This is a genomic window from Streptomyces sp. NPDC033177, from assembly GCF_055577715.1.
Genome location: NZ_JBVIPS010000001.1, coordinates 1,070,030 through 1,094,834 on the forward strand (window position 1 = coordinate 1,070,030; position 24,805 = coordinate 1,094,834).

Here is a 24,805-nt window from a genome sequence, read left to right on the forward strand (position 1 = left end):
GAATCAACAATCCGTATGGCGAAGTTATCCGCCGACCTTCCCGCTGGTCAACACCCTCTCGTCTGCCGGACCTCGTCCGTTCACCCCTGCCTCAGATCCTGCTTCCGCACTCGCGTGCCCGCACCTCATGCTGACCGCCACCCACTGAAGGAGACCGCGTGCCGAATGAGACCCGAGTAACGCGCCGCCTCGGCCTGCAGACCGCGCTCGCCGCGGTGGCCGTGCCCCTGTTCACCACCGCGCTGGCCGCATCGCCCGCCCACGCGGTGGAGCGCTCGGGGCGCCGCCTGGAAGTCATGTCGTTCAACCTCCGCTACGCGAGCACCACGCCGCCCAACACCTGGGCCGACCGACGCCCGGTGACCCGGGAACTCCTCCGCCGCGCGCGCCCTCATGTCATCGGCACCCAGGAAGGCCTCTACCAGCAGGTACGGGACATCGCCGAGGACCTCGGCCCGCACTACGACTGGATCGGCACCGGCCGGGCGGGCGGCAGCCGGGACGAGTTCATGAGCGTCTTCTACGACACCCGCAGACTCGCGCCGGTCGAGTACGACCACTACTGGCTCTCCGACACCCCGGACGTCATCGGCTCGAACACCTGGGGCGGCGGCTCCATCCGCATGGTCACCTGGGTCCGCTTCCACGACCTGCGCACGGACACCGAGCTGTACGTCCTCAACACCCACCTCGACAACGCGAGTCAGTACGCACGCGCGCGTGCCGCGAGTCTGATCACCGAACGGATCCCGGCCCTCGACCCGTCCCTGCCGCTCCTGGTCACGGGCGATTTCAACGTCGCGGCACACAAGAACCCGGTCTACGACACGATGCTGGGCGCCGGTCTCGTCGACACGTGGGACGCGGCGGACGAGCGCAGCAAGGCGTACGCCACCTTCCACGGTTACCGGCCGCTGGTGCCGGACGGCGACCGCATCGACTGGATCCTGGCGACGCCCGGTGTACGGGTCCACTCGGCGGTGATCAACACGTTCTCGCAGGGCGGTCAGTTCCCGAGCGACCATCTGCCGGTGCAGGCCTCACTGACGCTGTGACGCGGCGAGGCCCTCGCCCCGCTCTGCGCGGAGTGAGGGCCTCGTACGATCGATGAGCTTAGCCCTTGCGGGTGTTGACCTCTTCGGTGAGGGCGGGGACGACGTCGAAGAGGTCGCCGACCACGCCGTAGTCGACCAGGTCGAAGATCGGGGCCTCGGCGTCCTTGTTGATCGCCACGATCGTCTTGGACGTCTGCATGCCCGCCCGGTGCTGGATCGCACCCGAGATACCCGAAGCGATGTACAGCTGCGGCGACACCGACTTGCCGGTCTGGCCGACCTGGTTGGAGTGCGGGTACCAGCCCGCGTCCACCGCCGCGCGCGAGGCGCCGACAGCCGCACCCAGCGAGTCGGCGAGCGACTCGATGAGGTGGAAGTTGTCCGCACCGTTCACGCCACGGCCACCGGAAACCACGATCGCGGCCTCGGTCAGCTCCGGACGCCCGGTCGACTCACGCGGCGTACGCGCGGTCACCTTCGTACCCGTCGCCTGCGCCGAGAAAGACACGGCCAGCGCCTCCACCGCGCCCGCGGCCGGGGCAGCCTCCACCGCAGCACTGTTGGGCTTGATGGTGATGACCGGAGTGCCGGTCGAAACACGCGACTTGGTCGTGTAGGACGCGGCGAACGCCGACTGCGTGGCGACCGGACCCTCATCGGAGGCTTCCAGATCGACGGCGTCGGTGATGATGCCGCCCTTGATGCGCAGCGCCAGACGCGCGGCGATCTCCTTGCCCTCGGCGGAGGAGGGCACCAGCACGGCGGCCGGGGACACCGCGTCGTAGGCGGCCTGCAGCGCGTCCACCTTCGGCACGACCAGATAGTCGGCGAGCTCGGCGGCATCGTTGGTCAGGACCTTGACGGCGCCGTGCTCGGCCAGCGCGGCAGCCGTCTCCGCGGCGCCGTTGCCAAGGGCCACGGCGACGGGCTCGCCGATCCGGCGGGCCAGCGTCAACAGCTCCAGGGTGGGCTTGCGGACGGCACCGTCCACGTGATCGACATAGACGAGAACTTCAGCCATGAGACTTCTTCTCTCCTGCAAGTACGAGAAAGGGGGGGCGGATTTCAGGGGGTGGCTGAAGCTCAGATGAACTTCTGGCCCGCGAGGAACTCAGCGAGCTGCTTGCCGCCCTCGCCCTCGTCCTTGACGATCGTGCCCGCCGTGCGCGCGGGACGCTCGGTGGCCGAGTCGACCTTCGTCCAGGCACCCTCCAGGCCGACCTCGTCCGCCTCCAGGTCCAGATCCGACAGGTCCCAGGCCTCCACCGGCTTCTTCTTCGCCGCCATGATCCCCTTGAAGGAGGGGTAGCGCGCCTCGCCCGACTGGTCGGTCACCGACACCACCGCCGGCAGCGAGGCCTCCAGCTGCTCGGAAGCGGCATCACCATCACGGCGGCCCTTGACCACACCGTCCGCCACGGACACCTCGGAGAGCAGGGTCACCTGCGGGACGCCCAGACGCTCGGCCAGCAGCGCCGGCACCACACCCATCGTCCCGTCCGTGGACGCCATGCCCGAGATCACCAGGTCGTAGCCGGCCTTCTCGATCGCCTTCGCCAAAACCAGCGACGTACCCAGCGCATCCGTGCCGTGCAGATCATCGTCCTCGACATGGATGGCCTTGTCCGCGCCCATCGACAACGCCTTGCGCAGCGCGTCCTTGGCATCCTCCGGACCCACCGTCAGCACGGTGATCTCCGCGTCGTCCGCCTCGTCCGCGATCTGCAGGGCCTGCTCGACCGCATACTCGTCCAGCTCCGACAGCAGGCCGTCCACGTCATCCCGGTCGACGGTCAGGTCATCGGCGAAGTGCCGGTCGCCGGTGGCGTCAGGCACGTACTTCACGGTGACAACGATCCTCAAGCTCACGCCGGCTCTCCTACTGCATCGTCTTTACTGGGCTGCTGCCTTGCTCTGGCCACTGCCTTCTTGCAGGCAGCATAGGCGCCTGAAGAGGCGGATCCCGGTCGGGGCGGCCCGCGCTCCCACCAGAATATTACTCGCCAGTACACCCATTGCATTCCCACTAAGCAAGCGCTTTGAACTGTGACCTTCCCAACGCTCTGTAATCGGGCGCCGGGAAGGCCCGCCGGGAACTCTCAGTCGCGCAGAGCGTTGAAGCGGCCCTGGTGGTAGAGCAACGGCCGACCGGCCCCCGCGGGGTCGCCAAGCACCGCCTCCGCGAGGACGATCCGGTGGTCACCGGCGGGCACCCGCGCCGCGACCTTGCAGACCAGCCAGGCCAGCGTCCCGTCGAGTACCGGCACCCCCTCGGGCCCCTCGTACCACCGCGTGTCCGCGCCGAAGCGGTCGGCGCCGCTGCGCGCGAAGGTCGTGGCGAGGTCCAGCTGGTGCTCGCCGAGTATGTGGACCCCGACGTGTTCGGCCTCGGAGACCGCGGGCCAGCTGGAGGCCCCCGTACCGATGCCGAACGAGAGCATCGGGGGCTCGGCGGAGACCGAGACGAGCGAGGTGGCGGTGAAGCCGACGGGCCCGGAGGGGCCCTGGGCAGTGATCACCGCGACGCCGGCCGCGTGCTGCCGGAAGACGGAGCGCAGGAGGTCGGGGGAAGCGAGCTGTGGGGTGCGGAGATCGGGCGTGGCCGTCATGGAATTGTCCTTCTGCAGGAGGTACGAGCGGTTCCGTGGCTGCTCAGCAGCCCGGACAGCGCGCACTGGCATGACGGGCGAGGTCCACGTGAACGCGCTCGTAGAGAAGGAGCTCCGGAGGCATGGGAGCAGGCTGGCGATAGGTGCGGGGTGCAGTCAAGTCCGTTCCGCGATGTGAAAGACGTCCTCGGGTCATGGCCCTCCTCCCCCGTGCCCAGCGGTCTCACACGGCCTTGCCGATGCCGGCGATCACATCGGCCCTGCGCGGCTGCCCGGTCGCGCGCAGCACGATCTGCCCGTCCGCGTCGAGCACAAGGACGGTCGGGGTCTTGCTGATGCGCAGCTCTCGTACGAGATCGAGTTCGGCCTCGGCGTCGATCTCCACGTGGACGACGCCGGGCAGCATTCCGGCCACGTCGGAGAGGACACGGCGGGTCGCCCGACAGGGCTGGCAGAAGGCGCTGGAGAACTGCACGAGCGTGGCCCGCTCCCCCAGTTCGTGCCCCGCCCACGTGCCCGGTCCCGACGAGGCGATGCGGTCTCCCGCGTCGCGTATCCGCACGTCAGCCTCCCACCCCTGCGTCATGATCCAACTGTCCCCGACTTCAGCGCCCCGGCGCACGGAAACATTCCCGACGTGACGAGAATCTCGCGCCCGAGGGGCACGATGGGTGGTCAGCCGTCCGTTCTTGGGGCACGATCTGCGCAACGCCGAAAAACCTACGGCTGCGTAACTTCCCGCCGGGAACCCCCTCCCCAGGCAGAAACGAAGGGTCATCCCCTCCCATGGCAGAGCTTGTCTACCGTCCGGTCATCGGTGCCGCCAGAACGCTGTTCAAGGCGTGGGACCTGAAGATCGACTGCAAGGGGTCGGAGAACATCCCTCGCACCGGCGGCGCGGTGCTGGTCAGCAATCACATCAGCTATCTCGACTTCATCTTCGACGGCCTGGCGGCCCTGCCGCAGAAGCGTCTCGTGCGCTTCATGGCCAAGGAGTCGGTGTTCCGGCACAAGATCTCCGGGCCGCTGATGCGCGGGATGAAGCACATTCCCGTCGACCGCAAGCAGGGCGAGACGGCCTACCAGCACGCGCTCGACTCGCTGCGCGCCGGGGAGATCATCGGCGTCTTCCCCGAGGCGACGATCTCGCCTTCGTTCACGCTGAAATCCTTCAAGTCCGGCGCCGCGCGCCTGGCCCAGGAGGCCGGTGTACCGCTGATCCCGATGGCGCTGTGGGGCACTCAGCGGCTGTGGACCAAGGGTCAGCCGCGTAACTTCAAGCGCAGCCACATCCCGATCACGATCCGCGTCGGTGAGCCGGTCGAGGCTCCGAAGGACCAGTTCGCGGGCGCGATCACCCGGCGCCTTCGTGATCGCTGCCAGGAGCTCCTCGAAGCCGCGCAGCGCGCCTATCCCGTACGCCCCAAGGGCCCGGACGACACGTGGTGGATGCCGGCGCACCTCGGCGGCACCGCGCCGACTCCGGCCGAGGTGAAGGCCGCCGAGGCGAGCTGAATCGATTACTCCGGGCGCGCGATCGGTTATTCGGGTCGGTCGGACGCCCGCTCCGGCGCGTGGACGGTGAGCCGCGCGCCGGGGCTGAACTTCGCGAGCAGCTCGGCCAGTTCGGCGCCCGCTTCCTCGACGCCGGAGTCCGGCCCCATCCCCTCGAGCAGGAAGATGGCGTTGACCGTCTCCTCCGTGAGGCGGGTGCGCGGCCCCTGGCGCCAGTTCCAGCGGCGGCAGGTGACGCCCTCGTCGTCGCACCAGACGACCTCCCCCGCGTCCGGGTGCTCGACCGCCTGCTCCCCCGCGGCCATGGTGACGAAGTCCTCGGTGCCGTCGGCCCGCAGCAGGCGCATGCCGCCCTTGATGTGGTCCAGGTCCTCGCCGCCGACCGGGATCAGGTGGGCGACGCTGATCGCGTTGTAGACGTCGACGAGAGCGTTGATCCGCGGCAGACCGCCGTCGGCGAGCGCGCGCTTGGCGAGCGCCTCGGCGGAGTTGCGCGTACGGGACGGCTTCGCACCGAAGGCGGTGTAGGTCGCACGCCAGGCCACCATGTGCGGGTCCTCGTGCGGGGCGCGGTCTCCGAGCCGCTCGGCCAGGCGCCGCGCGGCCTCGTCGAGGAGGGCCGAGGTCTCGTCGGTGCTGGGCCCGTTGACGAGCCCGTGGGCCTCGATGGCGACGTGGGTGAAGCCGGGCGCGAGGGCGCGGACCTCGTCGGAGACGGTCAGGTCGATGGTCATGGTCCGTCGTGCCTCACAGTTCGTGCGTCACAGTTCTGAGGGGTAGATCTGCCAGAGGTGCGGCCGGTCGCCGGCTTGCCTGAGCGCGCCGAGCGCCACTGGACTCGGTTCAGCGTACAGGACCGGATAGTCCACTTCATTGGACTGTGGATGTACGGGCCAGGCCAGCCGTTCCTCGCCGAGACAAAACTGCGCGTCGACCCCGGCCGGGATGTTCCCGCGCGGGTCCTGTCGATGCCAGGCGCCGTCGAGGCGCACGGCGACGAGGCCGTGCAGGGAGTAGCCGCTGGTGTTGTCGTCCCGCAGGCGCTGGTAGCAGAACGCCGTGGGGATGTCTTCGGCGCGCAGCAGGGCAGCCAGGCCGTGGGACTTCGCCGTGCAGATGCCGGTGCGCTCCCGAAGGACGTCGGAGGCCCGCCAGGTGACCTCCATGCGGCCGGAGTCCTGCGAGTGCGGGATGGCGTCGCGCACGAACTCGAAGGCGGCGCGGGCGTACTCGTAGGTATCGGCGGATGACTTTGCAAGGACGGCCGCCGTCTCGCGGACCAGCGGGTGGTGGTGGTCGACCACGTCGTCGGCGGCCAAGTACGCCGACAGGTCAGGGTTTTCCTGGATCAGCTGCATGGCACGGGAGCATAGAAATGCGATCGACCGCACGTCAATGCTTTTACGGTCGATCGCATATCTATGCAGCTATGCGCCTACGCAGAGGTCACCGTCAGCGCGCCATCTCCTCCTTGAGGGCCGCGACGAAACCGTCCACGTCCTCCTCGCGCGTGTCGAACGCGCACATCCAGCGGACGTCGCCCGCCGCCTCGTCCCAGAAGTAGAAGCGGTACTGCTTCTGCAGCCGCTCGCTCACGTCGTGCGGAAGGCGCGCGAAGACCGCGTTGGCCTGCACCGGGTAGAGGATCTCCACGCCGTGGACGGCGCGCACCCCTTCGGCCAGGCGCTGCGCCATCTCGTTGGCGTGCCGGGCGTTGCGCAGCCAGAGGTCCTTGGCGAGCAGCGCCTCCAACTGCACCGAGACGAAGCGCATCTTGGAGGCGAGCTGCATGGACAGCTTGCGCAGGTGCTTCATGTGGCTGACGGCGTCCTGGTTGAGGACGACGACGGCTTCCCCGAAGAGCGCGCCGTTCTTCGTGCCGCCCAAAGACAGGATGTCCACGCCGACCGCGTTCGTGAACGTCCGCATGGGGACGTCCAGGGACGCGGCGGCGTTGGATATGCGCGAGCCGTCGAGGTGCACCTTCATGCCGAGCTTGTGCGCGTGGTCGCAGATGGCGCGGATCTCGTCGGGCGTGTAGAGCGTGCCCAGTTCGGTGTTCTGCGCGATCGAGACGACCTGCGGCATCGCCCGGTGCTCGTCGTCCCAGCCGAACGCCTGCTTGTCGATCAGCTCGGGCGTGAGCTTGCCGTCGGGCGTGGGCACCGTGAGCAGCTTCAAGCCGCCCATACGCTCGGGGGCGCCACCCTCGTCGACGTGGATGTGCGCGGACTCGGCGCAGATCACCGCGCCCCAGCGGTCGGTGATCGCCTGGAGCGCGACGACGTTGGCCCCGGTGCCGTTGAAGACAGGGAACGCCTCGGCCGTGGGGCCGAAGTGGCCGCGGATGACCTGCTGGAGGTTGGCCGTGTAGTCGTCCTCGCCGTACGCGATCTGGTGACCGCCGTTGGCGAGGGCGATGGCGGCGAGCACCTCCGGGTGGGCGCCCGCGTAGTTGTCGCTCGCGAACCCCCGTACGTCCGGGTCGTGGTGGCGGCGCGCGTCGGTCTTCGGAGGGTTCACGGCTTCTCTGTCACGGGTGTCGCGAGCGGTCACGGCTTCTCGGTCAGCCACAGGCGGGTTCCGTTCACTTCTCCGGCGGGCCGCTCCCAGACTCCGGCGATGGCCTCGGCCAGCTCCTTGACGTCCGTGAAGCCCGCGAACTTCGCGTTAGGCCGATCTTTGCGCATCTCGTCGTGCACCAACGCCTTGACCACCAGGATCGCAGCCGCCGATGACAGGCCCTGCTCGCCCCCCGCCTTACGGAAGGCATCGCCGAGGGCGAGGGTCCACGCCTCAGCCGCGGCCTTCGACGCGGAGTACGCCGCGTTGCCCGCCGTCGGCTTGGAGGCGCCGGCGGCGCTGATCAGGAGGTAGCGGCCGCGGTCGCTGCGCTGGAGACCGTCCTGGAAGGCGAGCGAGGTGTGCTGCACGGTGCGGATAAGCAGCTTTTCGAGCAGGTCCCAGTCGTCGAGTTTCGTCTCGGCGAAGGTGGCGCTGCCGCGCCAGCCGCCGACGAGGTGGACCAGGCCGTCGACCCGCCCGAACTCCTTCTCCGTGCGGGCGGCCCACTCCCGGGTCGCGCCGAGGTCCAGGAGATCGACCGTGTCGCCTATGACGGTCGCCCCGCCGTGCGCGTACCGCGCGGCGTCCACGGCCTCCGCGAGGCGGGCCGCGTCGGCGTCGGACGCCACCACCGTGGCACCGGCCTCCGCGAGGCTCAGCAGCGTGGCACGGCCTGCCGGACCGGCTGCTCCCGCGACCGCGACCACGGCTCCATCGAGTGCGGACATCGTCCTCGCCTCCTTGGTGCGGTTGCTCACGCGGCGACCTGCTCGACGCTCGCGGCGGTGATCCCCTTGGTTTCGGCGATCACTCGCTTGAGCTTCTTGGAGAGCGCCTCATAGAACATGCTGAGCGGAAACTCGTCAGGAAGCACGTCGTCGACGAGTTTTCTGGGCGGAAGCTGCACATCCAGCGCGTCGGGGCCCTTGGCCCAGCGCGATCCGGGGTGCGGCGCGAGGTACTGGGACACCAGGTCGTACGCGGCGAACCAGTGCACGAGCTTGGGGCGGTCGATGCCCGCGCGGTAGAGCTCCTCGATCTCGGCGCACAGCTGGTTGGTGACCAGCGGCGCGCGCTCCCAGTCGATCTTGAGCTTGTTGTCGGTCCAGCGGACGACGTCGTGCTTGTGGAGGTACGCGAAGAGCAGCTGGCCGCCGAGACCGTCGTAGTTCTTGACGCGGTCGCCGGTGACCGGGAAGCGGAACATACGGTCGAACAGGACGGCGTACTGCACGTCACGCGCCTGCGGGATGCCCTCGGCCTCCAGCTTCACGGCCTCCTTGAAGGCGGTGAGGTCGCAGCGCAGCTCCTCGAGGCCGTACATCCAGAACGGCTGCCGCTGCTTGATCATAAAGGGGTCGAAGGGCAGGTCACCGTGGCTGTGGGTGCGGTCGTGGACCATGTCCCACAGGACGAACGCCTGCTGGCAGCGGTCCTGGTCGCCGATCATCTCGCGGATGTCGTCGGGCAGGTCGAGCCCGAGGATGTCGACGGAGGCCTCGGTGACGCGGCGGAAGCGGGCCGCCTCGCGGTCACAGAAGATGCCGCCCCAGCTGAAGCGCTCGGGGGCCTCGCGCACGGCGATGGTCTCCGGGAAGAGCACGGCCGAGTTCGTGTCGTACCCGGCGGTGAAGTCCTCGAAGGTGATGCCGCAGAACAGCGGGTTGTCGTAGCGCGTGCGCTCGAGCTCGGCCAGCCACTCCGGCCAGACCATGCGCAGCACGACCGCTTCCAGGTTGCGGTCCGGATTGCCGTTCTGCGTGTACATGGGGAAGACCACGAGGTGCTGCAGGCCGTCCTCGCGGTGCGCCGCGGGCTGGAAGGCGAGCAGCGAGTCGAGGAAGTCCGGCACCTGGAAACCGCCGTCCGCCCAGCGCCGCAGGTCCACGCCGAGCGCCTGGTGGTACGCGGCGTCGTGCGGCAGGAGCGGGGCGAGCTGTTCGATCCCGGATATCACGCGGTCGACGGCGAGTTCGGCCACGGACCGCGCCGGGGCGCCCTCCGCGTCGAAGTCGATCGAGCCGTCCGCGGACTGCCACGGGCGGATCTCTTCCACGGCTTCCTTGAGCATCGGCCAAGCCGGGTGCTCCACGACCCTTCTCATGGGGGCACCCCCACTCGCGGGAGAAACCGCCTCTTCCGCAACCCTCTGCACAAGAATTTCCGTCACTTGTCAACCTCCACGGGAGAACCTCGCGTCAGAACACCGTATGTGTGCGAGGTTCTCCACCACAAGAGGGGGCTCGGGAGATTATCCTGTGACACCCCCAACATCACCGCTAATTTTCCTGCTGGACACCGTAGAGGCGACTGCTTCTGCCACTTCTGCCACCGCGGCCCGCGCATCGTCCAGGAGCTGCGGGAAGCCCAGGAACCCGTGGAACATCTCCGGATGGTGCCCCCGCGTCACCGGAACCCCTGCCCGACGCAGCCTGTCCGCATACGTGGCGCCCTCGTCGCACAGGGGATCGCAGCCCGCCGTGACGATGTGCGCGGGCGGCAGTGCGGCGACGTCCGCGCCCAGGGGCGAGGCGTAGGGGTGAGTGCCGTCGCCGTCCGGGCCGAGGTACTGCTCCCAGAACCAGCGCAGGTGCGTGGCGGTGAGAAAGTAGCCGGTCGCGTTCGTCGTGTACGAACCGCTGCCCTGCCCCGCGTCGAGCATGGGGTAGATCAGCACCTGGAGCGCCACGGTGGGCCCTCCGCGGTCCCGCGCCATCAGGGCCACGACGGTGGCGAGGCCGCCCCCGCCGCTGTCCCCGGCCGTCACCACGGCTCCCGGGTCGCCGCCGAGGCCGCCCGCCCCCGCCTCGGCCGCGGCCCAGCACAGGGCCGCGTACGCGTCCTCTGCGGCCGCGGGGAAGCGGTGCTCGGGGGCGAGGCGGTAGGCGACGGAGACCACGACGGCCCCGGACTCCACGCAGAGGGTGCGGGCGGTGGCGTCGTGGGTGTCGAGGCCGCAGAGGGTGTAGCCGCCGCCGTGGAAGAAGACGACGGTGGGGCGGGGGTAGGTCCGCCCTGGCGGGCGGTAGACGCGTACGGGCAGGTCAGGAGCTTCCGCGGGGCCGGGGATGCGCCGGTCTCCGACGGCACCCACCGTCGGCACGGCCTTCCCGGCGGAAGGCGTCGCGGCGAGGATGCGGCGGGCCTCGGCCGCGTCGGTGACGGTGCCGCCGAGATCGGGGAAGGCGGCACTGAGGGCGTCGACCAGGGGCCGCGCGACCGGGTCGAGACGGTCGCCGCCCGTGCTCGCCCCGGCCGAACTCGCGGCGTCCGTGCTCGCGGCGTGCGTCCTCGCCCCGACCGAACTCGCGGCGTCCGTACTCGCAGGGTCCGTGCTTGCCCCGGCCGTACTCGCAGCGTCCGTACTCGCGGCGTGCGTGCTCGCAGGGTCCGTGCTTGCCCCGGCCGTACTCGCGGCGTCCGTGCTCGCAGGGTCCGTGCTCGCAGGGTCCGTGCTCGCAGGGTCCGTGCTCGCAGGGTCCGTGCTTGCCCCGGCCGTACTCGCAGCGTGCGTCCTCGCGGCGCCCGTGTTCGCCCCGCCCGTACTCGCCCCGACCGTACTCACGACGTCCGTGCTCGCGGCGCCCATGCTCGCCCCGGCCGTACCCGCGGCGTCCGTACTCGCAGCGTGCGCCCTCGCGGCGCCCGTGCTCGCCCCGCCCGTACTCGCCCCGCCCGTACTCACGACGTCCGTGCTCGCGGCGCCCATGCTCGCCCCGGCCGTACCCGCGGCGTCCGTGCTCGCAGCGTGCGTCCTCGCGGCGCCCGTGCTCGCCCCGGCCGGCCTCGCAGCGTTCGTACTCGCGGCGTGCGGACGCGAGGCAGGTTCCCGGGGGTCGCCGTCCCCGCTCGCCGGCGTCATCCCGCCTCCTGGGCCCGGAAGTACGGGATGACCTTCTCGCCCCACTGCCGCAGGGTCTCCATACAGGCCTCCTGCGGGACGGTGCCCATCTGGATGAGGCACATGATCTCGTCGGCGCCCGCGTCGCGAAGCCGTTCCACGTACGCGATGGCGTCGTCGGCGGTGCCATAGGCGTGGTCGGCGTTGAAGGTGGCCGTGGAGGTGGGCCGTACCGGAATGTCGTGCTCGTGCAGCCGCGCGACCACCTGCTCGGCGGCCTCGCGCATCGCGGCCGCCTCGTCGGCGCCCTCGACCACGGCTTCGTCGGGGATGCCGGCGCCGCCGTACCAGTGCCCGATGGACTGCGCGAAGAACCGCTGTCCGCGGATACCGACGCGCCGGGCGGTCTCGCGGTCGTCGAGCACGATGGTCGGACAGAGCACGGAGAAGTGGTCGTTGACGACGCGGGACACGAAGCGCGCGTCGCCGCGGCCCGCGATCGCCGTGTCGTATGCGGCCCGCATCTCCGCGATCGCCTCGGGCCCGGCGAAGCCCATCACCAGGGCGCCGATGCCGAGTTCGGCGGCTTGCGTCAGGGTCTCGGTCCTGCTGCAGGCGAGGAAGAGCGGGGGGTGCGGAGTCTGCCGCGGCCGGGGCAGGATGGGGTGCGGAGCGATGTCCAGCAGCGCGCCGTGATGCTCCAGCTCCTCGCTCTCCCACGCCTTGCCGATGATCTGCAGCGCCTCCTCGACCTCCTGCGTCGTGCGTTCCTTGTCGACGCCGCAGAGCGAGGTCTCCTGGAGCGTCCCGCCGCGCCCCGCCCCGAGGTCGAGCCGCCCGCCGGACAGCAGATCGAGCATGGCGGCGCGCTCGGCGACCCGCGCCGGGTGATTGAAGGCGAACGGCATGCAGACCACGCCGTGGCCGATGCGGATGGTGCTGGTGCGCGCGGCGACCCAGGTCAGGAAGATCTCCGGGGCGCTCATGTGGGCGTACCACTTGAGGGAGTGGTGCTCGACGGCCCAGACGCGGTCGAATCCCATCTCCTCGGCCAGGACGGCCTGTTCGACGCTGTCGCGAATGAGTTGATGCTCTCGCTCGACGGTCGGGTCGGCGAGCTGCGCTTCGAAGATGACGGAGAACTTCACGTGCCCCCCAGGAAGTTGAGTCGCCGCACGATGGGCGCCCTTGTTTCGAATAGCCATATGACTAGTCGTCAGGTGTCGAACTTGCAAGAGGGCGACAGCACCACCAGCGCACAGCAATCCCCGGGAGGGCCGTTGCGGCCCTCCCGGGGAGGCATGAAAGGAAGCGTGACCCTCAGGCGCAGGGGGTCAGTTCGTGTTGAGCGTCAGGCCGTAGTACCGCAGCGTGTCGTCCAGCGGCTGGAAGTACGAGGAGCCCTGGTCGTTCACCCCGCCGCACGACTGGTTCGTCGGACCGCCCGAGGTCATGCCCTGGGCCTGGTTGCCCGCGATGTACGCGCCGCCGCTGTCGCCGCCCTCCACGCACACCGTGGACCGGCCGAGTCCGCTGACCACGGTGTCCGGACCGCCGTTGCGATCGGTGTAGGTGACGCTCACGTTGTACGCACCGACCCGTCCGCACGTCCAGCCCGTCGTCGAGCCCGACTTGCACAGGTTCGCGCCGACCGCAGCGCGCTGGCTGCCGCGCACCGGGACCGAGGCGCCGTTGCCCCAGGTGCCGACCGCCGTGGTGATCGAGGAGCCCGACTGGATCGTCGCCAGGCCCATGTCCACGCTGTTCCGGCCGAGCGCGAAGCGAGTCGTGGAGCCGGTCGCGAACTTCGAGCCGTTGAAGTAGAGACCCGGGTTGCCGACCACGCAGTGCCCCGCCGTGACGAGGTATTGCCGGCCTGCGGCGTTGCGTGCGCCGAAGCCGACCGAACACCACGAACCGGGCTGGTTGTTGATGTTCATCCGGCTGCCCGGGGAGACGGCCGCCTTCGGCTCCAGCTCCGGCCCGCCCTTGACCACCCGGACGGCGTTCCCGAACTCGCGGGCCTCCTTGAGGAAGGCGCGCGCCGCCGGGGTGGTGGAGTCGGCCACGGTGACCTTGACCGTGTCGGAGGCCAGGTCCGCCTCCCAGGAGGATATGCCGCTCGGGACTCGCTCGGCCGCCGCCTCGTCGAGGGCGGAGGTGACGCGCGTCAGCTCCGCCTCACCCCGGCTCGGTATGCGGGCGGTCAGGCCGGTGGCCTTCACCTGCGCCGCCGCGCGGGACGCGCCGACGTTCACGGTCAGTTCGCCCTTCGCGTCGAAGAACGCGCCGTCCGTCCGGACACCGTCCCGGTGCAGCCGGTCCAGTCTCCGCTGCTGGTCCGCCTGTTCGTCGAGACGCCGTACGGCGGCGGTCTCGCTGACACCGAGCGTGTCCGCCAGGGCCTCGATCATCTGCGGCTCGTAGCGCGGCGTCGGGGTTGCGTCGGCGTGCGCGCCGGTGACACCCGTCGTGACGGCCAGGGCCCCGGCTGCCGCGGCAGCGAGGAGGTAATGCCGAACATGCGCCATGGGAATGCCTTCCAAGGGTAAGTGGGGGGTGGCATATGGACGTTCGGTGCACCGGGGTGGGGTCAATTGGTGCACCGAACATCCATCGGCGCCGTACGCGGGATTTCCCGGACCGCGCCGCTGGGCGAAACCATCCCGTCACTTCGGGTGGCCGCACAAGGCATGGCGAGGCACCGGCCCTTAAGGCGAAAGGGGTAAACACTTAATGCGCGCCCACGGGCCGTGGAGTGTGGGAAGAAGGACCCCTCCACGCGCCCAGCGGAGCGCCCGGCGGCGGGAGTTGGCAGCGTCTGAGCTGCCCGGTGACAACACCCGTACGGCGCCTTTCCGATGGAAACCGGTGCCGGCCCGCCGATCGCTTCGAGGCCGATACGTGACGCGAATCGGCGTTACGGATATTGACGTACGCGGTCCGGCGGGGTTTGGTAGGCGAGGCGTCAGGCCGGGAATTCTTTTTGTCCGTCGCCGCCCGTGTCCGGCCATGCCCAGGCGTGACGCACAACGGCATTCATCGGGCAGATGCATCTGCTCCGGGAGTGCGGCTCGTCATCTGTCGTGCCGGGAGGCGAAATTCGTGACGGTCTCATCCGGGCTGACGTCGGACAACTCGGCATCCGGTACGGGGGCGGCCTTTTCGACGAATCCCCCCGCTCCGTTCGCCGTGGCTTTGCGCGAGGCGGTGCGCCGCCGCGGGCTCCCCCTGGACCGGATCTGTGAGCGGCTCACCGCCCGTGGCATCCGGCTCACGCCCGCGACCCTCAGCTACTGGCAGCGCGACCGTACCCGCCCCGAGCGCTCGGACTCACTGCGCGCCGTGGTCGCGCTGGAGAGCATCCTCGACCTGGCGCCCGGGGAGCTCTCCGGTCTTCTGCAACCCCAACGTCCGCGCGGGCGCCGTCCGGTCGTACGCGTCGACGAGCACGCGACCCGCCGTCTCTACGGTCGCGCTTCCCGGCAGGAACAGGCGCTCGGCGATGCCTTCCCGCGTTTCAACCAGGGGGTCGCCATACTCCTCACCCGCGAGGTCCTGCACCTGGACCGGCGGGGCTGCGTCAGCCGACTGACCATCAACCACCTGGTCCGCGCCGTCTGCGACGGTCCCGACCGGCTGATCAATCTGCACTTCCTGGACGATCCCGACGCCGGACCGCCTGAAGCGACCGTCCACTGCGGACAGCTGGAGTCGATGCGTCAGGACGCGGTCTCGGGCGGCGTGATGCTCCAGATCGGCTTCGGCCGTCCGCTGTCGTTCGGCGAGACCACGACCGTCGACTACGAGATCCGCACCGCGCCGCAGGGCCACCCGACGACGCTCCACGAGCGGGGCATACGCGGCAACCAGGACGCCTATCTCCTCCAGGTGCACTTCCCCCACGAGCGGCCGCCGGCGATCTGCCACTCCTACTACCGGGAGAACGCCTCCGCGCAGCAGCGCAAGGTTCGCCCCCTGACCGTGGACTCCTCCGGCTCGGCCCACCTGTACGCGGCGCAGTGCCGGCAAGGCATCTACGGCATGAGCTGGCAGTGGCCGGACGAGGACTCCTAGGCCTCTCCCGCCCCGCTCGCAGGCCGGGGCCCACACCCGCGTGGGCGTGGACCCCGGATCACGCACCGGCGTGCGTGCGCCCTGTGGCTCAGAGGCCGAACTCCTGCGGGGAGAGGCCGAGCGCCGCGCACGCCTCGCGCAGGACCTGCTCCTCGGCCGGGGCGATGTACCCGTCGGCGCCCGCGACGACGAAGCCGGTCTGCACGACCGCCTTGGCCTCAACCGGCTTCTTCGCCGCCTTGGCGATCTCCTGCATGACCTCCGTCTTGCCCTGCTGGAAGTTGAACGACAGCTGGTCGACGTGCTTGTTGAACCGCTGCTGCAGCTGCTCCGGCGGGAAGTTCTTCAGTACGTCGTTCTGCAGGATCAGCGACTCCACGTGCTGGCGCTCGGCCGGGTCGACCGAGCCGTCAGCGGCGGCGACGAGCGCGCACATCGCCATGCTCGCGTCGCGGTAGGAACCGCTCTTGAGCTCCGTCTTGAGGGAGGCCAGCTGGGACTTGAGCACGCCCACGAGCTGCGCCTTGGACCCGCCCGACCCCGACCCCGAACCCGGCCGTCCGTGACCGCCGGAGCTGCTGCGTCCGCCCTGCGACTGCTGCTGCAGACCCTTGGCCTGGTCCTTGATCCGGTCCCACATCGCCATGCGTGCCACCTCGGCTACCTGTTAGCTCGTCCGCGCGCGTTCCACGCGTCACCCTGCCAACGCCTCCCCGCCCCCCGAAGTTCCGTCAGGGATATCTGAGGGGACCAACTCGAACGCGCGACCCCAACCGCCGGGCCAACAGCCCCCGCAGACGGGCAGAACCCCCACGCAAGGCCCCGAGCGGCCGCACCTCGTCCACCCCGATCGCTGTCGCGGGCCGCGGCCAGCTCCAGAAGCGCCGCGGGCGGGGTGTGCGGGTTGGCGGCCAGCGCCTGCCAGACGAAGGGGTAGGGACAGTCCACGAGCCGGTGCAGGACGGAGCTGTCGCTCGCGGCACGCGCCAGTGCCAGGAGGTCGGCGGGCGTAGGCACGTGGCATGGCCTCTCAGGATCGTCGGGGCCGCCATCATGGCACCTGAGCCGTCGCCGGCGAGGTGAGCCATCCGCGCTCACGTGTCGAGGCCGCCCCGCTTCAACATGCGAACCTCCGCCCGCAAGGAAGCGGGCACCGGCCCCGATGCGGGCGGATACCTGATCCTGCTCGGCCTGGAGGTCCGAGCCGCCGCCCGGCTCGGTGAGCGCCATGGTCGCCCGGAGCTCCTCGGTGACCAGGACGTAGCAGGGCATGGAGACCGGTGTGCCGCATGACAAAGGCAAGGAGTGTTCGAACTCCTTGCCATGCTCAACATATAGCGCATGGGGGGCCTTGCGGCAAGGCCCCGGTCGTGACGCAGAATCAGCGATCTCCACCGGGAACCCAGTGAAATGAGAACAATGACTGACGTGATCGTGGTCGGCGGCGGACCGACCGGTTTGATGCTGGCGAGCGAGCTTCGGCTGCACGGTGTGCGCACCGTCGTCCTGGAGAAGACGGCGCAGGCCACCCAGCAGTCCCGCGGGCAGGGCCTGCACGCGCGCAGTGTCGAGGTCATGGATCAGCGCGGCCTCCTCGACCGGTTCCTCGCGGTCAACGAGAAGTTCCAGGTCGGTGGATTGTTCGGCGGCATCATCAAGCCGTGGCCGGAAAAGCTGGACACGGCGCACCCGTACGGGGTGGCCACTCCGCAGCCCGTCACCGAGCGGCTGCTCCACGAGCGCGCGGTCGAACTCGGCACCGACATCCGGCGCGGCTGCGAGGTGGTCGGACTCAGCCAGGACGAGGACGGGGTGAGTGCGGAGCTCGCGGACGGCACCCACCTGCGCTCGCGCTACCTCGTCGGCTGTGACGGCGGCCGAAGTGCCGTACGCAAACTGCTCGGCGTCGACTTCCCCGGCGTGCCCGCATCGGTCGAGACCCTCCTCGGCGAAATGGAGGTGACCGCGGATCAGGCGACCATCGACGCCGCCGTCGCCGAAGTCCACAAGACGCAGCTGCGGTTCGGCCTCAGCCCCGGCGAGAACGGCGTGTACCGCGTCGTCGTCCCGGCCGACGGGGTGACCGAGGACCGCGCGACCGAGCCGACCCTCGACGACTTCAAGGAGCAGCTGCGGGCCCACGCGGGGACCGACTTCGGCGTGCACTCGCCGCGTTGGCTCTCCCGGTTCGGTGACGCCACCCGGCAGGCCGAGCGTTACCGGGTCGGCCGGGTGTTCCTGGCGGGCGACGCGGCGCACATCCACCCGCCGACCGGCGGGCAAGGGCTCAACCTCGGCGTACAGGACGCGTTCAACCTCGGCTGGAAGCTGGCCGCGACGGTCAACGGCTGGGCACCTCAGGGACTCCTCGACACCTACCACACGGAACGGCACCCGGTGGGCGCCCGCGTCCTCGACAACACCCGTGCGCAGATCACGATGCTCGGGTCAGATCCGGGTGCGACGGCGCTGCGGGAGCTGTTCGCCAAGCTGATGGACTTCGAGGAGGTGAACCGGTACGTGACCGGGATGATCACCGCGGTCGACGTCAGCTACGACTTCGGCGAGGGCCACGAACTCCTCGGGCGGCGCCTGCGGGACGTGGAGTTGAAGCAGGGGCACCTCTACGGGCTGATGCACGAAGGCCGCGGGCTGCTGCTCGACCAGACCGGCCGGCTGTCGGTCGCCGGGTGGGCCGACCGGGTCGATCACGTCGTCGACGTCACCGAGGAACTCGACGCGCCCGCCGTGCTGTTGCGGCCCGACGGTCATGTGGCGTGGGTCGGTGAGGACCAGCAGGAACTGCTCGACCTGCTGCCCAAGTGGTTCGGCGCCCCGACAACGGCGTAGGCGTACGCGGTGGGCCGGCCCGGCCCTCAGCCGACCTGCGTGTGGAACTGCACGAGGCGTTGCTGGACGAGGTTCACCGTGCCGCGCTGACGGCCCGGCACACGGCGCCGCAACGCGACCAGGGCCGGGCCGAGTTCGCGGACGGTGTCCGGGTCGCGGACCTGCTCCCACTGATGGTGGGCCAGGTCCGCGGCGGCCTCGACATCGGGGGCGTCGGGGGCCTGGCCCGCGGTGAGCCGCGTGGAGGCCACGGCGAGCCAGATCTCGCAGCTGCGTCCCGGGTCCTTGGCGAAGATCGCCAGGTGTCCGCGGACCTCCATCCAGTGCACCACCTCGGGCGACGAGGGCCCGTACGTACGCAGCGCCTCCTGCTCCCAGGCCGCCGCCATGGCCGCGGCCTCGCCGTGCCGTCCCGCCTCCACGGCCTTGGTGATCGCCGCGTGCGGGTCCGCATCGGGCACCCGCGGCAGGCCAGAGGTCACGGAGGCGGGCGCCTGCTGTTGGGCGGGCACCGCCACTTGGTGGGCTGACGCCGGCGCACGGTCGCGCATGCCCCCCGGTCCGCCGGCGGGAAAGACCACGAGGGCGGGATCGGCACAGAGCAGCATGACGTCGGCCGCGCCCTCCTCCGCCGTCTGGGCCGCGACGTGCTGGTGCAGGTCCGGCAGCGGAGGCCGGTGCCCACTGCGCAGGACCGTCGCCAGCGCCTTCATGTACGAGGGCACCGCGACGGCACGCCTGCCCGGGGGCGGGGCGACGCGCCCGTACAGCGCCACGCCCGTTCCCACGTCCAGGGGGTGCTGCGCCAGTTGCTGCCAACTGTCGGCGTCGGCATGCAGATCGGCGACGACGGTCGTGCTGCCGGGCGGGCGCAGCCGCAGCTCCTGGGCGATCCAGTGCCAGGGGAATCCGGTGTAGCGCACCGTCGCCGCCGTGGTCCGCGCCAGAGCGACATGCTGCCGGCGCTGACGGCGGTCGAGATGCAGTTGTCCGATCAGGTACACCGTCAAAGGCCCCGGCGCCATCGCCGCCGCACGCAGCCGAGTCAGCACGGTCTGCGGGTCAAGCGGGTCCGCGAGCTCCACGACACTCGCGGTCGCGGTACCGGCGAGCACCGCCGGAGACACCGCGGCGAGCACGGGCAGCACGGAAGCCGCATCCACCATACGGGCCTTGCCGACCGGCGCCGCCGCAATCAGCAGCGCGGTCCCGGGCACCGTCCCCTCCCCATCAGTCACCAGAGCACCGTATCCGCTGCTCATCTCGGGGGCGGCAGCGGTGTTCACCAATTCACCTCGCCGACTCCCCCAAAACGGCCGCGCACTTGGGTTCTGGATTCGTGGCCGTGGGGGTGTCGGGGCATGCGAGGCGGGTAAGGAGGGTGTGCTCCGGCAGCGGACGGTGATGCCGGAGCCTGCGGCCGCCGCCGGTTTCGGCGGCGGCGGCCGCGGCGCTCCTGGGGGCAGGCTCCCCCTGGTACCCCAGGAGCGGGTGTCCGCACCGGCCGGCGCCCGGGGACCGCGGGAGTGGCCCCCTGACGCGACAGCCGGCGGGACGAGCCGGTGTCCATGCGTCCGCTGCAAGGAAGTACGGACCCGGCAGCCTGAGTTGCCGACGTGCCTGCCGCTCGGCGGCAGAGCGGGCGCCGAGCGGTCGGGCCGGTCCGGGGGCTGGGGGCTGGCCTCGGCGCCAGGGTAGCCAGGGTAGAACGAGCAGGCAGAGGCGGACAACGCCTTTCCGCCCTCCGGAACGACCTTGTCCTGGCTTCGGCGGGTCGCGTGGGAATGCTGTCGACCCGGGATCCGGAGGACGACCGATTACTTTTCGCGAGAGCCGAGGTCAGTACCCCCGTAACCGCGATGATGTAGCGGCGACCACGACCGGACTTCCAGGAGAACTGAAGATGCGTACGTTGATCAGCACCGCTTTCGTCTCGCTCGACGGTGTCGTGGAGGCGCCGGGCGGCGAGCCCGGTTACCGGAACTCCGGGTGGACCTTCAAGGACGTGGAGTTCCTCCCCGAGGCGTTCGAGATCAAGGGCCGGGAGCAGCAGGAGGCCACGGCGATGCTGTTCGGCCGGGTCAGCTATGAGGCGTTCAGCCCCGTGTGGCCGGGCATGGAGGAGTTCGCCGACTACAAGGAAATGCCCAAGTACGTCGTCTCCTCCGGCCTCGCCGAGGGTGACCTGGTGCCGGGCTGGGGCGAGACCACGATCCTGCGCTCGCTGGACGAGGTGGCCGCCCTGAAGAAGACCGAGGGCGGCCCGATCATCATGCACGGCAGTGCCACCCTGAACCGGAACCTCTCCGACGCCGGTCTCATCGACCGCTACCACCTGCTCGTCTTCCCGCTGCTGCTCGGTGCGGGCAAGCGCCTGTTCAGCGACACGGACAAGGACGCCCAGAAGCTGCGGCTCGTGGAGCACGAGGCCTACGCCAACGGCCTGCAGAAGAACGTCTTCGACGTCGTCCGCTGAGTCCGCGAGCCCCGACCGCCGTCTCCTCGGCCTCACTTGGACACGATGTGTCCGATCGGGTCGGGGCCGGTCGCCAGCGCTTCGCGCTCCGTCTGCCAGGCGAGGTCTCCGGGGTGGAGCGCGCTGCGGAGATAGGCGCAGGTGAGGCGCTGGACCGCGGACACGCGCGCGGGGTTCTCGTCCGTGGTCTCGGCGACGTCGTATCCGGAGATCCCGCCGAACCCGTGCTCCGCACCGAACAGGGTGAGCAGCGCCTTGGGGCCCGGCGCGAGGGTGTACGGATCGGCGTGCCAGTCCGCGCCCGCCACCGTCAGGTGGGTGGACTCGTCCTTGTCGCCCGCGACCACGAGTGTCGGCGCCGCCATGCCGGAGAAGTCCGTGGTCGAGAAGAAGGGGTAGCTCTTGGCCACCTCATCGGTGAGGGCGTCACCGCCCCTGCCGGGCGCACCGAGAAGGACGCCCGCCTTGACGCGCGGGTCGGCCAGGTCCACCTCGGTCCCGTCCTCCGGGTCGGTGAGCCGGGCGCCGAGCAGGAGGCTCGCGGTGTGCCCGCCCATCGAGTGCCCGGCCACGGCGACCTTGTCGCGGTCCACGCGCCCCTGGAGCTGCGGGACTGCGGACTCGATGACGTCGAGTTGATCGAGGACGCGCTTCATGTCCTCGGCGCGCGAGCGCCAGAACAAGGGCGCGCCAGGGGTGTCGGGGTCCAGGCTCAGCGTCCGCGAGCTCAGATGGGTGGGCTGGACGACGACGAAGCCGTGCGCTGCCCAGAAATTGGCGAGCGGAGCGTAGCCGTTCAGCGAGGAGAGGTGGTTCGAGAAGCCCTGCCCGTGCGAGACGAGGATGACCGGCAGGCTGCTCCCGTTCACGGGCGCGGTGACCCGGACCTCCAGGTCGACGGCCCGGTCGGGGGCCGGCAGGACCACGGGGCTGACGGAGAGGACGGGGCTGGGTGAGCCGAAGATGCCGGCGGTGTCAGCTGTAGCGGCTGTGGCGGCTGTGGAATTCGATGCACTCATGGTGCGGGTTTCCCTTCGGTGGCCTCCGTGCCGGCCCATGCGGGTCGGCGGTCAGAGAGGCGGGGAGGCAGACGGGGAGAACCGTCCCGCTTCGGATATGCTGCAAGTGGAACGTTGTTCCGATTACATCTGCACGATACGGAACGCTGTTCCGCTTTGTCAACGAACCCTGACCCGCGGGAAGGAGAGCGTGATGCCCGCCGCAAGCAACTCCGGAGAGGTACCGGCCCGGAGCGCGCCCCGGAGCAAGCGGGCCGACGCGCAGCGCAACGAACAGACGCTGCTGGCCGCCGCCGCGGCGGTCTTCGTGACCTCCGGCGTCGACGCACCGATCCGCGAGATCGCGGCCAGGGCGGGCGTCGGGGTGGGGACGATCTACCGCCACTTCCCGGCCCGGTCCGATCTGGTCGTCGCCGTCTACCGCCACCAGGTCGAGGCGTGCGCCGAGGCGGGCCCGGCCCTGCTGGCGGCTGCCGCATCCCCGTTGGCCGCGCTCCACCAGTGGGTCGACCTCTTCGTCGACTTCCTGGTCACCAAGCACGGGCTCGCCAACGCACTGCAGTCGGACAGCAGCGGCTTCGAGGCGCTGCACACGTACTTCCTCGACCGCCTGGTGCCGGTCTGCGAGCGACTGCTCCAGGCCGCGGCCGACGCCGACGAGATCGAGCCGGGCACCCGCGCCTACGAACTCATGCGCGGCATCGGCAACCTCTGCATCGGGCACGACAACGACCCCGACCGCTACGACCCCCGCCGCTTGATCGCTCTGCTCCTCCAGGGCTTGCGGCCACCGCAGCCGCGATGATCGGCATCTGGACGGACTTCGCCCGCACCGAGGGCCTCCTGGAAGGGAGTCGCCGGGCTGAGCCTCAGACGTTCCGGCCGTGCTCGCCCACCGCGACCCTGGCCAGTTTCGTCAGCATCATGCCGTTGCGGACGCCCATCACGTAGTCCACGGGGAGCCCGTGCATCCGGGTGCCGGGGCCCCGGAGCGGGTGCCAGTCGAGGATCATGAGGGTGTGTTCGCCCCAGGGGACCAGGTTCATGGCGATGCGGGCCGCGCCGAAGGGGCCCGCCTTCGCCTCCAGCTGCAGGCGGCTCTCCGGTTCGCTGATGCGGACGACGCACGTGTCGTCCAGGACCAGCGGACCGGCGCCGACCCTGACCTTCAGGCGGGCGCCCACCTCGGGCCAGTGCGGGTCAACGGCGAGAACCTCCTGGGTCCCCGTCACCCACTCCCCGTACCGGTGGCCGTCGGACAGCAGACTCCAGACCTCGGCCGGTGAGGCCAGGATCAGACGGCGGCTCCGGGACACGCTGACCACACTCCTCCTGAGGGGTATGGGGCGATTTTTGCACTTTGCCGCCTGCCGCACCTTCCGAAGCGACCGCTGCCGGGCGCCGCGCCCTGTGCGAGGGTGACCGAAAGGGTGATCCCGTCCCTCGAATGCTTCGGTCGTGCCCACCGTCTCGATCGCTTCGAACGCAAGGAGCCGCATGCCCACCGCAGCCGCCGCAGCGAGTCTGGCCCTGGACCTCACCTCAGGGCTGAAGGTGTCTGATCTGGAGAAGCTGTACCAGGATCTGCATCGCCACCCCGAACTCTCCTTCCAGGAGCACCGCACGGCCGGGATGCTCGCCGGACGGCTGGGCGCCGCCGGGTACGCGGTGACCACCGGGGTCGGCGGCACCGGCGTCGTGGGCGTCCTGGAGAACGGCGACGGGCCCGTGGTGTGGCTGCGGGGAGACATGGACGCGCTGCCGGTCACCGAGACCACGGGGCTCGCGTACGCCTCCACCGTCGACGGAGTGATGCACGCCTGCGGCCACGACCTGCACGTCACCTGGCTGACGTTCGCCGCCGAAGCACTCGCGGCCGCGCGGGACACCTGGTCGGGCACCCTCGTGGTGATCGGGCAGCCCGCCGAGGAGGCGGGCGGCGGAGCCCGGGCCATGGTCGCCGACGGGCTCCACGACCGCTTCCCCCGCCCCGACGCCGTCTTCGGCCAGCATGTCGCCCCCGGTCCCGCGGGTTTCCTCTCCCACACACCGGGGCTGATCATGTCGGCCGCCGACGACGTGCACATCGTGGTGCCGGGGGTCGGTGGCCACGGCTCGCGGCCCGAGGCGAGCGTCGATCCGGTGGTGACGGCCGCGTACATCGTCACGCGGCTGCAGACCGTCGTGTCCCGTGAGGTCTCGGCGGCGGATTCGGTGGTGCTGACCACGGGACAGTTCCACGCAGGACAGCGGCCCAACATCATCCCCGCGGAGGCACGGCTCGGACTGAACCTCCGTACGCAGGACGTGAAGGTGCGCGAGCGGGTGCTTGCCGCCGTCCGCCGCATCGTCGAGGGGGAATGCCGGGCCGCCGGGTGCCTCACGCCGCCCGAGGTGAACCTGGGCGCGAGCTTCCCGGCCACGGTCAACGACGCGGCACTGGACGCGGAGATCGCGGCCCTGCACCGCGAACTGTTCGGTGAGCAAAGCGTGTTCGACTTCGGGCCCGCGATGGGCAGCGAGGACTTCTCGCTCCTCGTGCCCACCGGGGTGCCCTACGACTTCTGGTTCGTGGCCTCGACGCCTCGGGACGCCTGGCACGCCGCCCCGGGCGAGGAACTCGGCGAGAAGATCACCGCGGTGCCGGGCAACCACAGTCCCCTGTTCGCCCCGGATCTCTCGGTGCTGCTGCCGGGCGTACAGACCCTGGTGGGCGCCGCGCTGCACAAGCTCAAGAGCTGAGGCGGCCGATGTGCGTCTCGCCGTCACCGAGTTCGGCGAGTGCGTCCCTGCTGTAG

The 24,805-nt window shown here is 70.2% G+C and carries 25 protein-coding genes; 9 read left to right on the forward strand and 16 right to left on the reverse strand.

The genetic code is table 11. The annotated features are described in order from the left end of the window. The first annotated feature begins 158 nt into the window (after positions 1-158). Positions 159-1,055, forward strand: a complete 897-nt coding sequence (locus tag ACZ5U5_RS04785; protein WP_469016234.1) for an endonuclease/exonuclease/phosphatase family protein — start codon at positions 159-161, stop codon at positions 1,053-1,055. A 58-nt stretch (positions 1,056-1,113) separates the two neighbouring features. Here ACZ5U5_RS04785 and ACZ5U5_RS04790 read toward each other — a convergent pair whose 3' ends face one another. The 4 genes from ACZ5U5_RS04790 to ACZ5U5_RS04805 all read right to left on the reverse strand — a co-directional run bounded on the left by ACZ5U5_RS04790 (position 1,114) and on the right by ACZ5U5_RS04805 (position 4,250). After that, on the reverse strand, positions 1,114-2,076 hold the full coding sequence (locus ACZ5U5_RS04790; RefSeq protein ID WP_469016237.1) for an electron transfer flavoprotein subunit alpha/FixB family protein: 963 nt from the start codon (positions 2,074-2,076) through the stop codon (positions 1,114-1,116). Between the two features lie 62 nt (positions 2,077-2,138). Next, complete coding sequence (locus ACZ5U5_RS04795) at positions 2,139-2,924, reverse strand: electron transfer flavoprotein subunit beta/FixA family protein (RefSeq protein WP_469016240.1); 786 nt, start codon at positions 2,922-2,924, stop codon at positions 2,139-2,141. A 230-nt stretch (positions 2,925-3,154) separates the two neighbouring features. Next, entirely contained in the window at positions 3,155-3,664 is a 510-nt protein-coding gene (locus ACZ5U5_RS04800; RefSeq protein ID WP_469016242.1) for a flavin reductase family protein, read from the reverse strand. A 223-nt stretch (positions 3,665-3,887) separates the two neighbouring features. Continuing rightward, positions 3,888-4,250: a thioredoxin family protein gene (locus tag ACZ5U5_RS04805; protein ID WP_469016244.1), complete on the reverse strand. Its 363-nt coding sequence runs from the start codon at positions 4,248-4,250 to the stop codon at positions 3,888-3,890. Between the two features lie 200 nt (positions 4,251-4,450). On the opposite strand from ACZ5U5_RS04805, the gene ACZ5U5_RS04810 reads away from it, so the two are divergent. Then, positions 4,451-5,179 (forward strand): lysophospholipid acyltransferase family protein, encoded by a 729-nt coding sequence (locus ACZ5U5_RS04810; RefSeq protein WP_469016247.1) that lies wholly within the window; start codon positions 4,451-4,453, stop codon positions 5,177-5,179. 26 nt (positions 5,180-5,205) lie between these two features. Here ACZ5U5_RS04810 and ACZ5U5_RS04815 read toward each other — a convergent pair whose 3' ends face one another. The 6 genes from ACZ5U5_RS04815 to ACZ5U5_RS04840 all read right to left on the reverse strand — a co-directional run bounded on the left by ACZ5U5_RS04815 (position 5,206) and on the right by ACZ5U5_RS04840 (position 10,847). Continuing rightward, entirely contained in the window at positions 5,206-5,913 is a 708-nt protein-coding gene (locus ACZ5U5_RS04815) for a B3/B4 domain-containing protein (RefSeq protein WP_469016250.1), read from the reverse strand. A gap of 27 nt (positions 5,914-5,940) precedes the next feature. Next, positions 5,941-6,537: a transglutaminase-like domain-containing protein gene (locus tag ACZ5U5_RS04820; protein WP_469016252.1), complete on the reverse strand. Its 597-nt coding sequence runs from the start codon at positions 6,535-6,537 to the stop codon at positions 5,941-5,943. Between the two features lie 94 nt (positions 6,538-6,631). Then, positions 6,632-7,702, reverse strand: a complete 1,071-nt coding sequence (locus tag ACZ5U5_RS04825; RefSeq protein WP_351171461.1) for a threonine aldolase family protein — start codon at positions 7,700-7,702, stop codon at positions 6,632-6,634. Between the two features lie 29 nt (positions 7,703-7,731). Next, a complete protein-coding gene (locus tag ACZ5U5_RS04830; protein WP_469016255.1) occupies positions 7,732-8,472 on the reverse strand; it encodes an SDR family NAD(P)-dependent oxidoreductase in 741 nt (246 codons plus the stop codon). Positions 8,473-8,498: 26 nt separating this feature from the next. Next, a complete protein-coding gene (locus ACZ5U5_RS04835) occupies positions 8,499-9,914 on the reverse strand; it encodes a DUF6421 family protein (RefSeq protein ID WP_469016257.1) in 1,416 nt (471 codons plus the stop codon). A gap of 81 nt (positions 9,915-9,995) precedes the next feature. Continuing rightward, positions 9,996-10,847 carry an alpha/beta hydrolase gene (locus ACZ5U5_RS04840; protein WP_469016259.1) on the reverse strand — a complete coding sequence of 284 codons (852 nt, stop codon included), beginning with the start codon at positions 10,845-10,847 and terminating at the stop codon, positions 9,996-9,998. Positions 10,848-10,986: 139 nt separating this feature from the next. Between ACZ5U5_RS04840 and ACZ5U5_RS04845 the strand changes: the two genes are divergently transcribed. Further along, a complete protein-coding gene (locus ACZ5U5_RS04845) occupies positions 10,987-11,637 on the forward strand; it encodes a hypothetical protein (RefSeq protein WP_469016261.1) in 651 nt (216 codons plus the stop codon). Here the strand turns inward: ACZ5U5_RS04845 and ACZ5U5_RS04850 are convergent. Both ACZ5U5_RS04850 and ACZ5U5_RS04855 read right to left on the reverse strand, forming a co-directional pair. Continuing rightward, a complete protein-coding gene (locus tag ACZ5U5_RS04850; RefSeq protein WP_469016263.1) occupies positions 11,603-12,733 on the reverse strand; it encodes an LLM class flavin-dependent oxidoreductase in 1,131 nt (376 codons plus the stop codon). The genes ACZ5U5_RS04845 and ACZ5U5_RS04850 overlap by 35 nt on opposite strands. 186 nt (positions 12,734-12,919) lie before the next feature. After that, positions 12,920-14,116 (reverse strand): S1 family peptidase, encoded by a 1,197-nt coding sequence (locus ACZ5U5_RS04855; RefSeq protein WP_469016266.1) that lies wholly within the window; start codon positions 14,114-14,116, stop codon positions 12,920-12,922. Positions 14,117-14,690: 574 nt separating this feature from the next. Between ACZ5U5_RS04855 and ACZ5U5_RS04860 the strand changes: the two genes are divergently transcribed. Beyond that, positions 14,691-15,662: an XRE family transcriptional regulator gene (locus ACZ5U5_RS04860; RefSeq protein ID WP_469016268.1), complete on the forward strand. Its 972-nt coding sequence runs from the start codon at positions 14,691-14,693 to the stop codon at positions 15,660-15,662. 88 nt (positions 15,663-15,750) lie between these two features. Here the strand turns inward: ACZ5U5_RS04860 and ACZ5U5_RS04865 are convergent, their stop codons facing one another. After that, complete coding sequence (locus ACZ5U5_RS04865; protein WP_469016271.1) at positions 15,751-16,308, reverse strand: tellurite resistance TerB family protein; 558 nt, start codon at positions 16,306-16,308, stop codon at positions 15,751-15,753. 476 nt (positions 16,309-16,784) lie between these two features. On the opposite strand from ACZ5U5_RS04865, the gene ACZ5U5_RS04870 reads away from it, so the two are divergent. Together ACZ5U5_RS04870 and rox are read left to right on the forward strand one after the other, a co-directional pair. After that, positions 16,785-16,955: a hypothetical protein gene (locus ACZ5U5_RS04870; protein WP_469016273.1), complete on the forward strand. Its 171-nt coding sequence runs from the start codon at positions 16,785-16,787 to the stop codon at positions 16,953-16,955. A gap of 126 nt (positions 16,956-17,081) precedes the next feature. Next, entirely contained in the window at positions 17,082-18,512 is a 1,431-nt protein-coding gene (gene rox, locus ACZ5U5_RS04875; protein ID WP_469016275.1) for a rifampin monooxygenase, read from the forward strand. 26 nt (positions 18,513-18,538) lie between these two features. Here the strand turns inward: rox and ACZ5U5_RS04880 are convergent, their stop codons facing one another. Continuing rightward, complete coding sequence (locus ACZ5U5_RS04880; RefSeq protein WP_469016970.1) at positions 18,539-19,729, reverse strand: hypothetical protein; 1,191 nt, start codon at positions 19,727-19,729, stop codon at positions 18,539-18,541. 686 nt (positions 19,730-20,415) lie between these two features. Here ACZ5U5_RS04880 and ACZ5U5_RS04885 point away from each other — a divergent pair. Beyond that, positions 20,416-20,988 (forward strand): dihydrofolate reductase family protein, encoded by a 573-nt coding sequence (locus ACZ5U5_RS04885; RefSeq protein WP_469016278.1) that lies wholly within the window; start codon positions 20,416-20,418, stop codon positions 20,986-20,988. A gap of 32 nt (positions 20,989-21,020) precedes the next feature. Here ACZ5U5_RS04885 and ACZ5U5_RS04890 read toward each other — a convergent pair whose 3' ends face one another. Next, a complete protein-coding gene (locus ACZ5U5_RS04890) occupies positions 21,021-22,007 on the reverse strand; it encodes an alpha/beta hydrolase family protein (RefSeq protein ID WP_469016280.1) in 987 nt (328 codons plus the stop codon). Between the two features lie 193 nt (positions 22,008-22,200). On the opposite strand from ACZ5U5_RS04890, the gene ACZ5U5_RS04895 reads away from it, so the two are divergent. Beyond that, positions 22,201-22,812, forward strand: a complete 612-nt coding sequence (locus tag ACZ5U5_RS04895; RefSeq protein ID WP_469016282.1) for a TetR/AcrR family transcriptional regulator — start codon at positions 22,201-22,203, stop codon at positions 22,810-22,812. A 64-nt stretch (positions 22,813-22,876) separates the two neighbouring features. On the opposite strand, the gene ACZ5U5_RS04900 is transcribed toward ACZ5U5_RS04895, so the two are convergent. Beyond that, complete coding sequence (locus ACZ5U5_RS04900; protein WP_469016283.1) at positions 22,877-23,323, reverse strand: SRPBCC family protein; 447 nt, start codon at positions 23,321-23,323, stop codon at positions 22,877-22,879. A gap of 181 nt (positions 23,324-23,504) precedes the next feature. Here ACZ5U5_RS04900 and ACZ5U5_RS04905 point away from each other — a divergent pair, with 181 nt between their 5' ends. Continuing rightward, on the forward strand, positions 23,505-24,749 hold the full coding sequence (locus tag ACZ5U5_RS04905; RefSeq protein WP_469016285.1) for an amidohydrolase: 1,245 nt from the start codon (positions 23,505-23,507) through the stop codon (positions 24,747-24,749). The last annotated feature ends 56 nt before the right edge of the window (positions 24,750-24,805 follow it).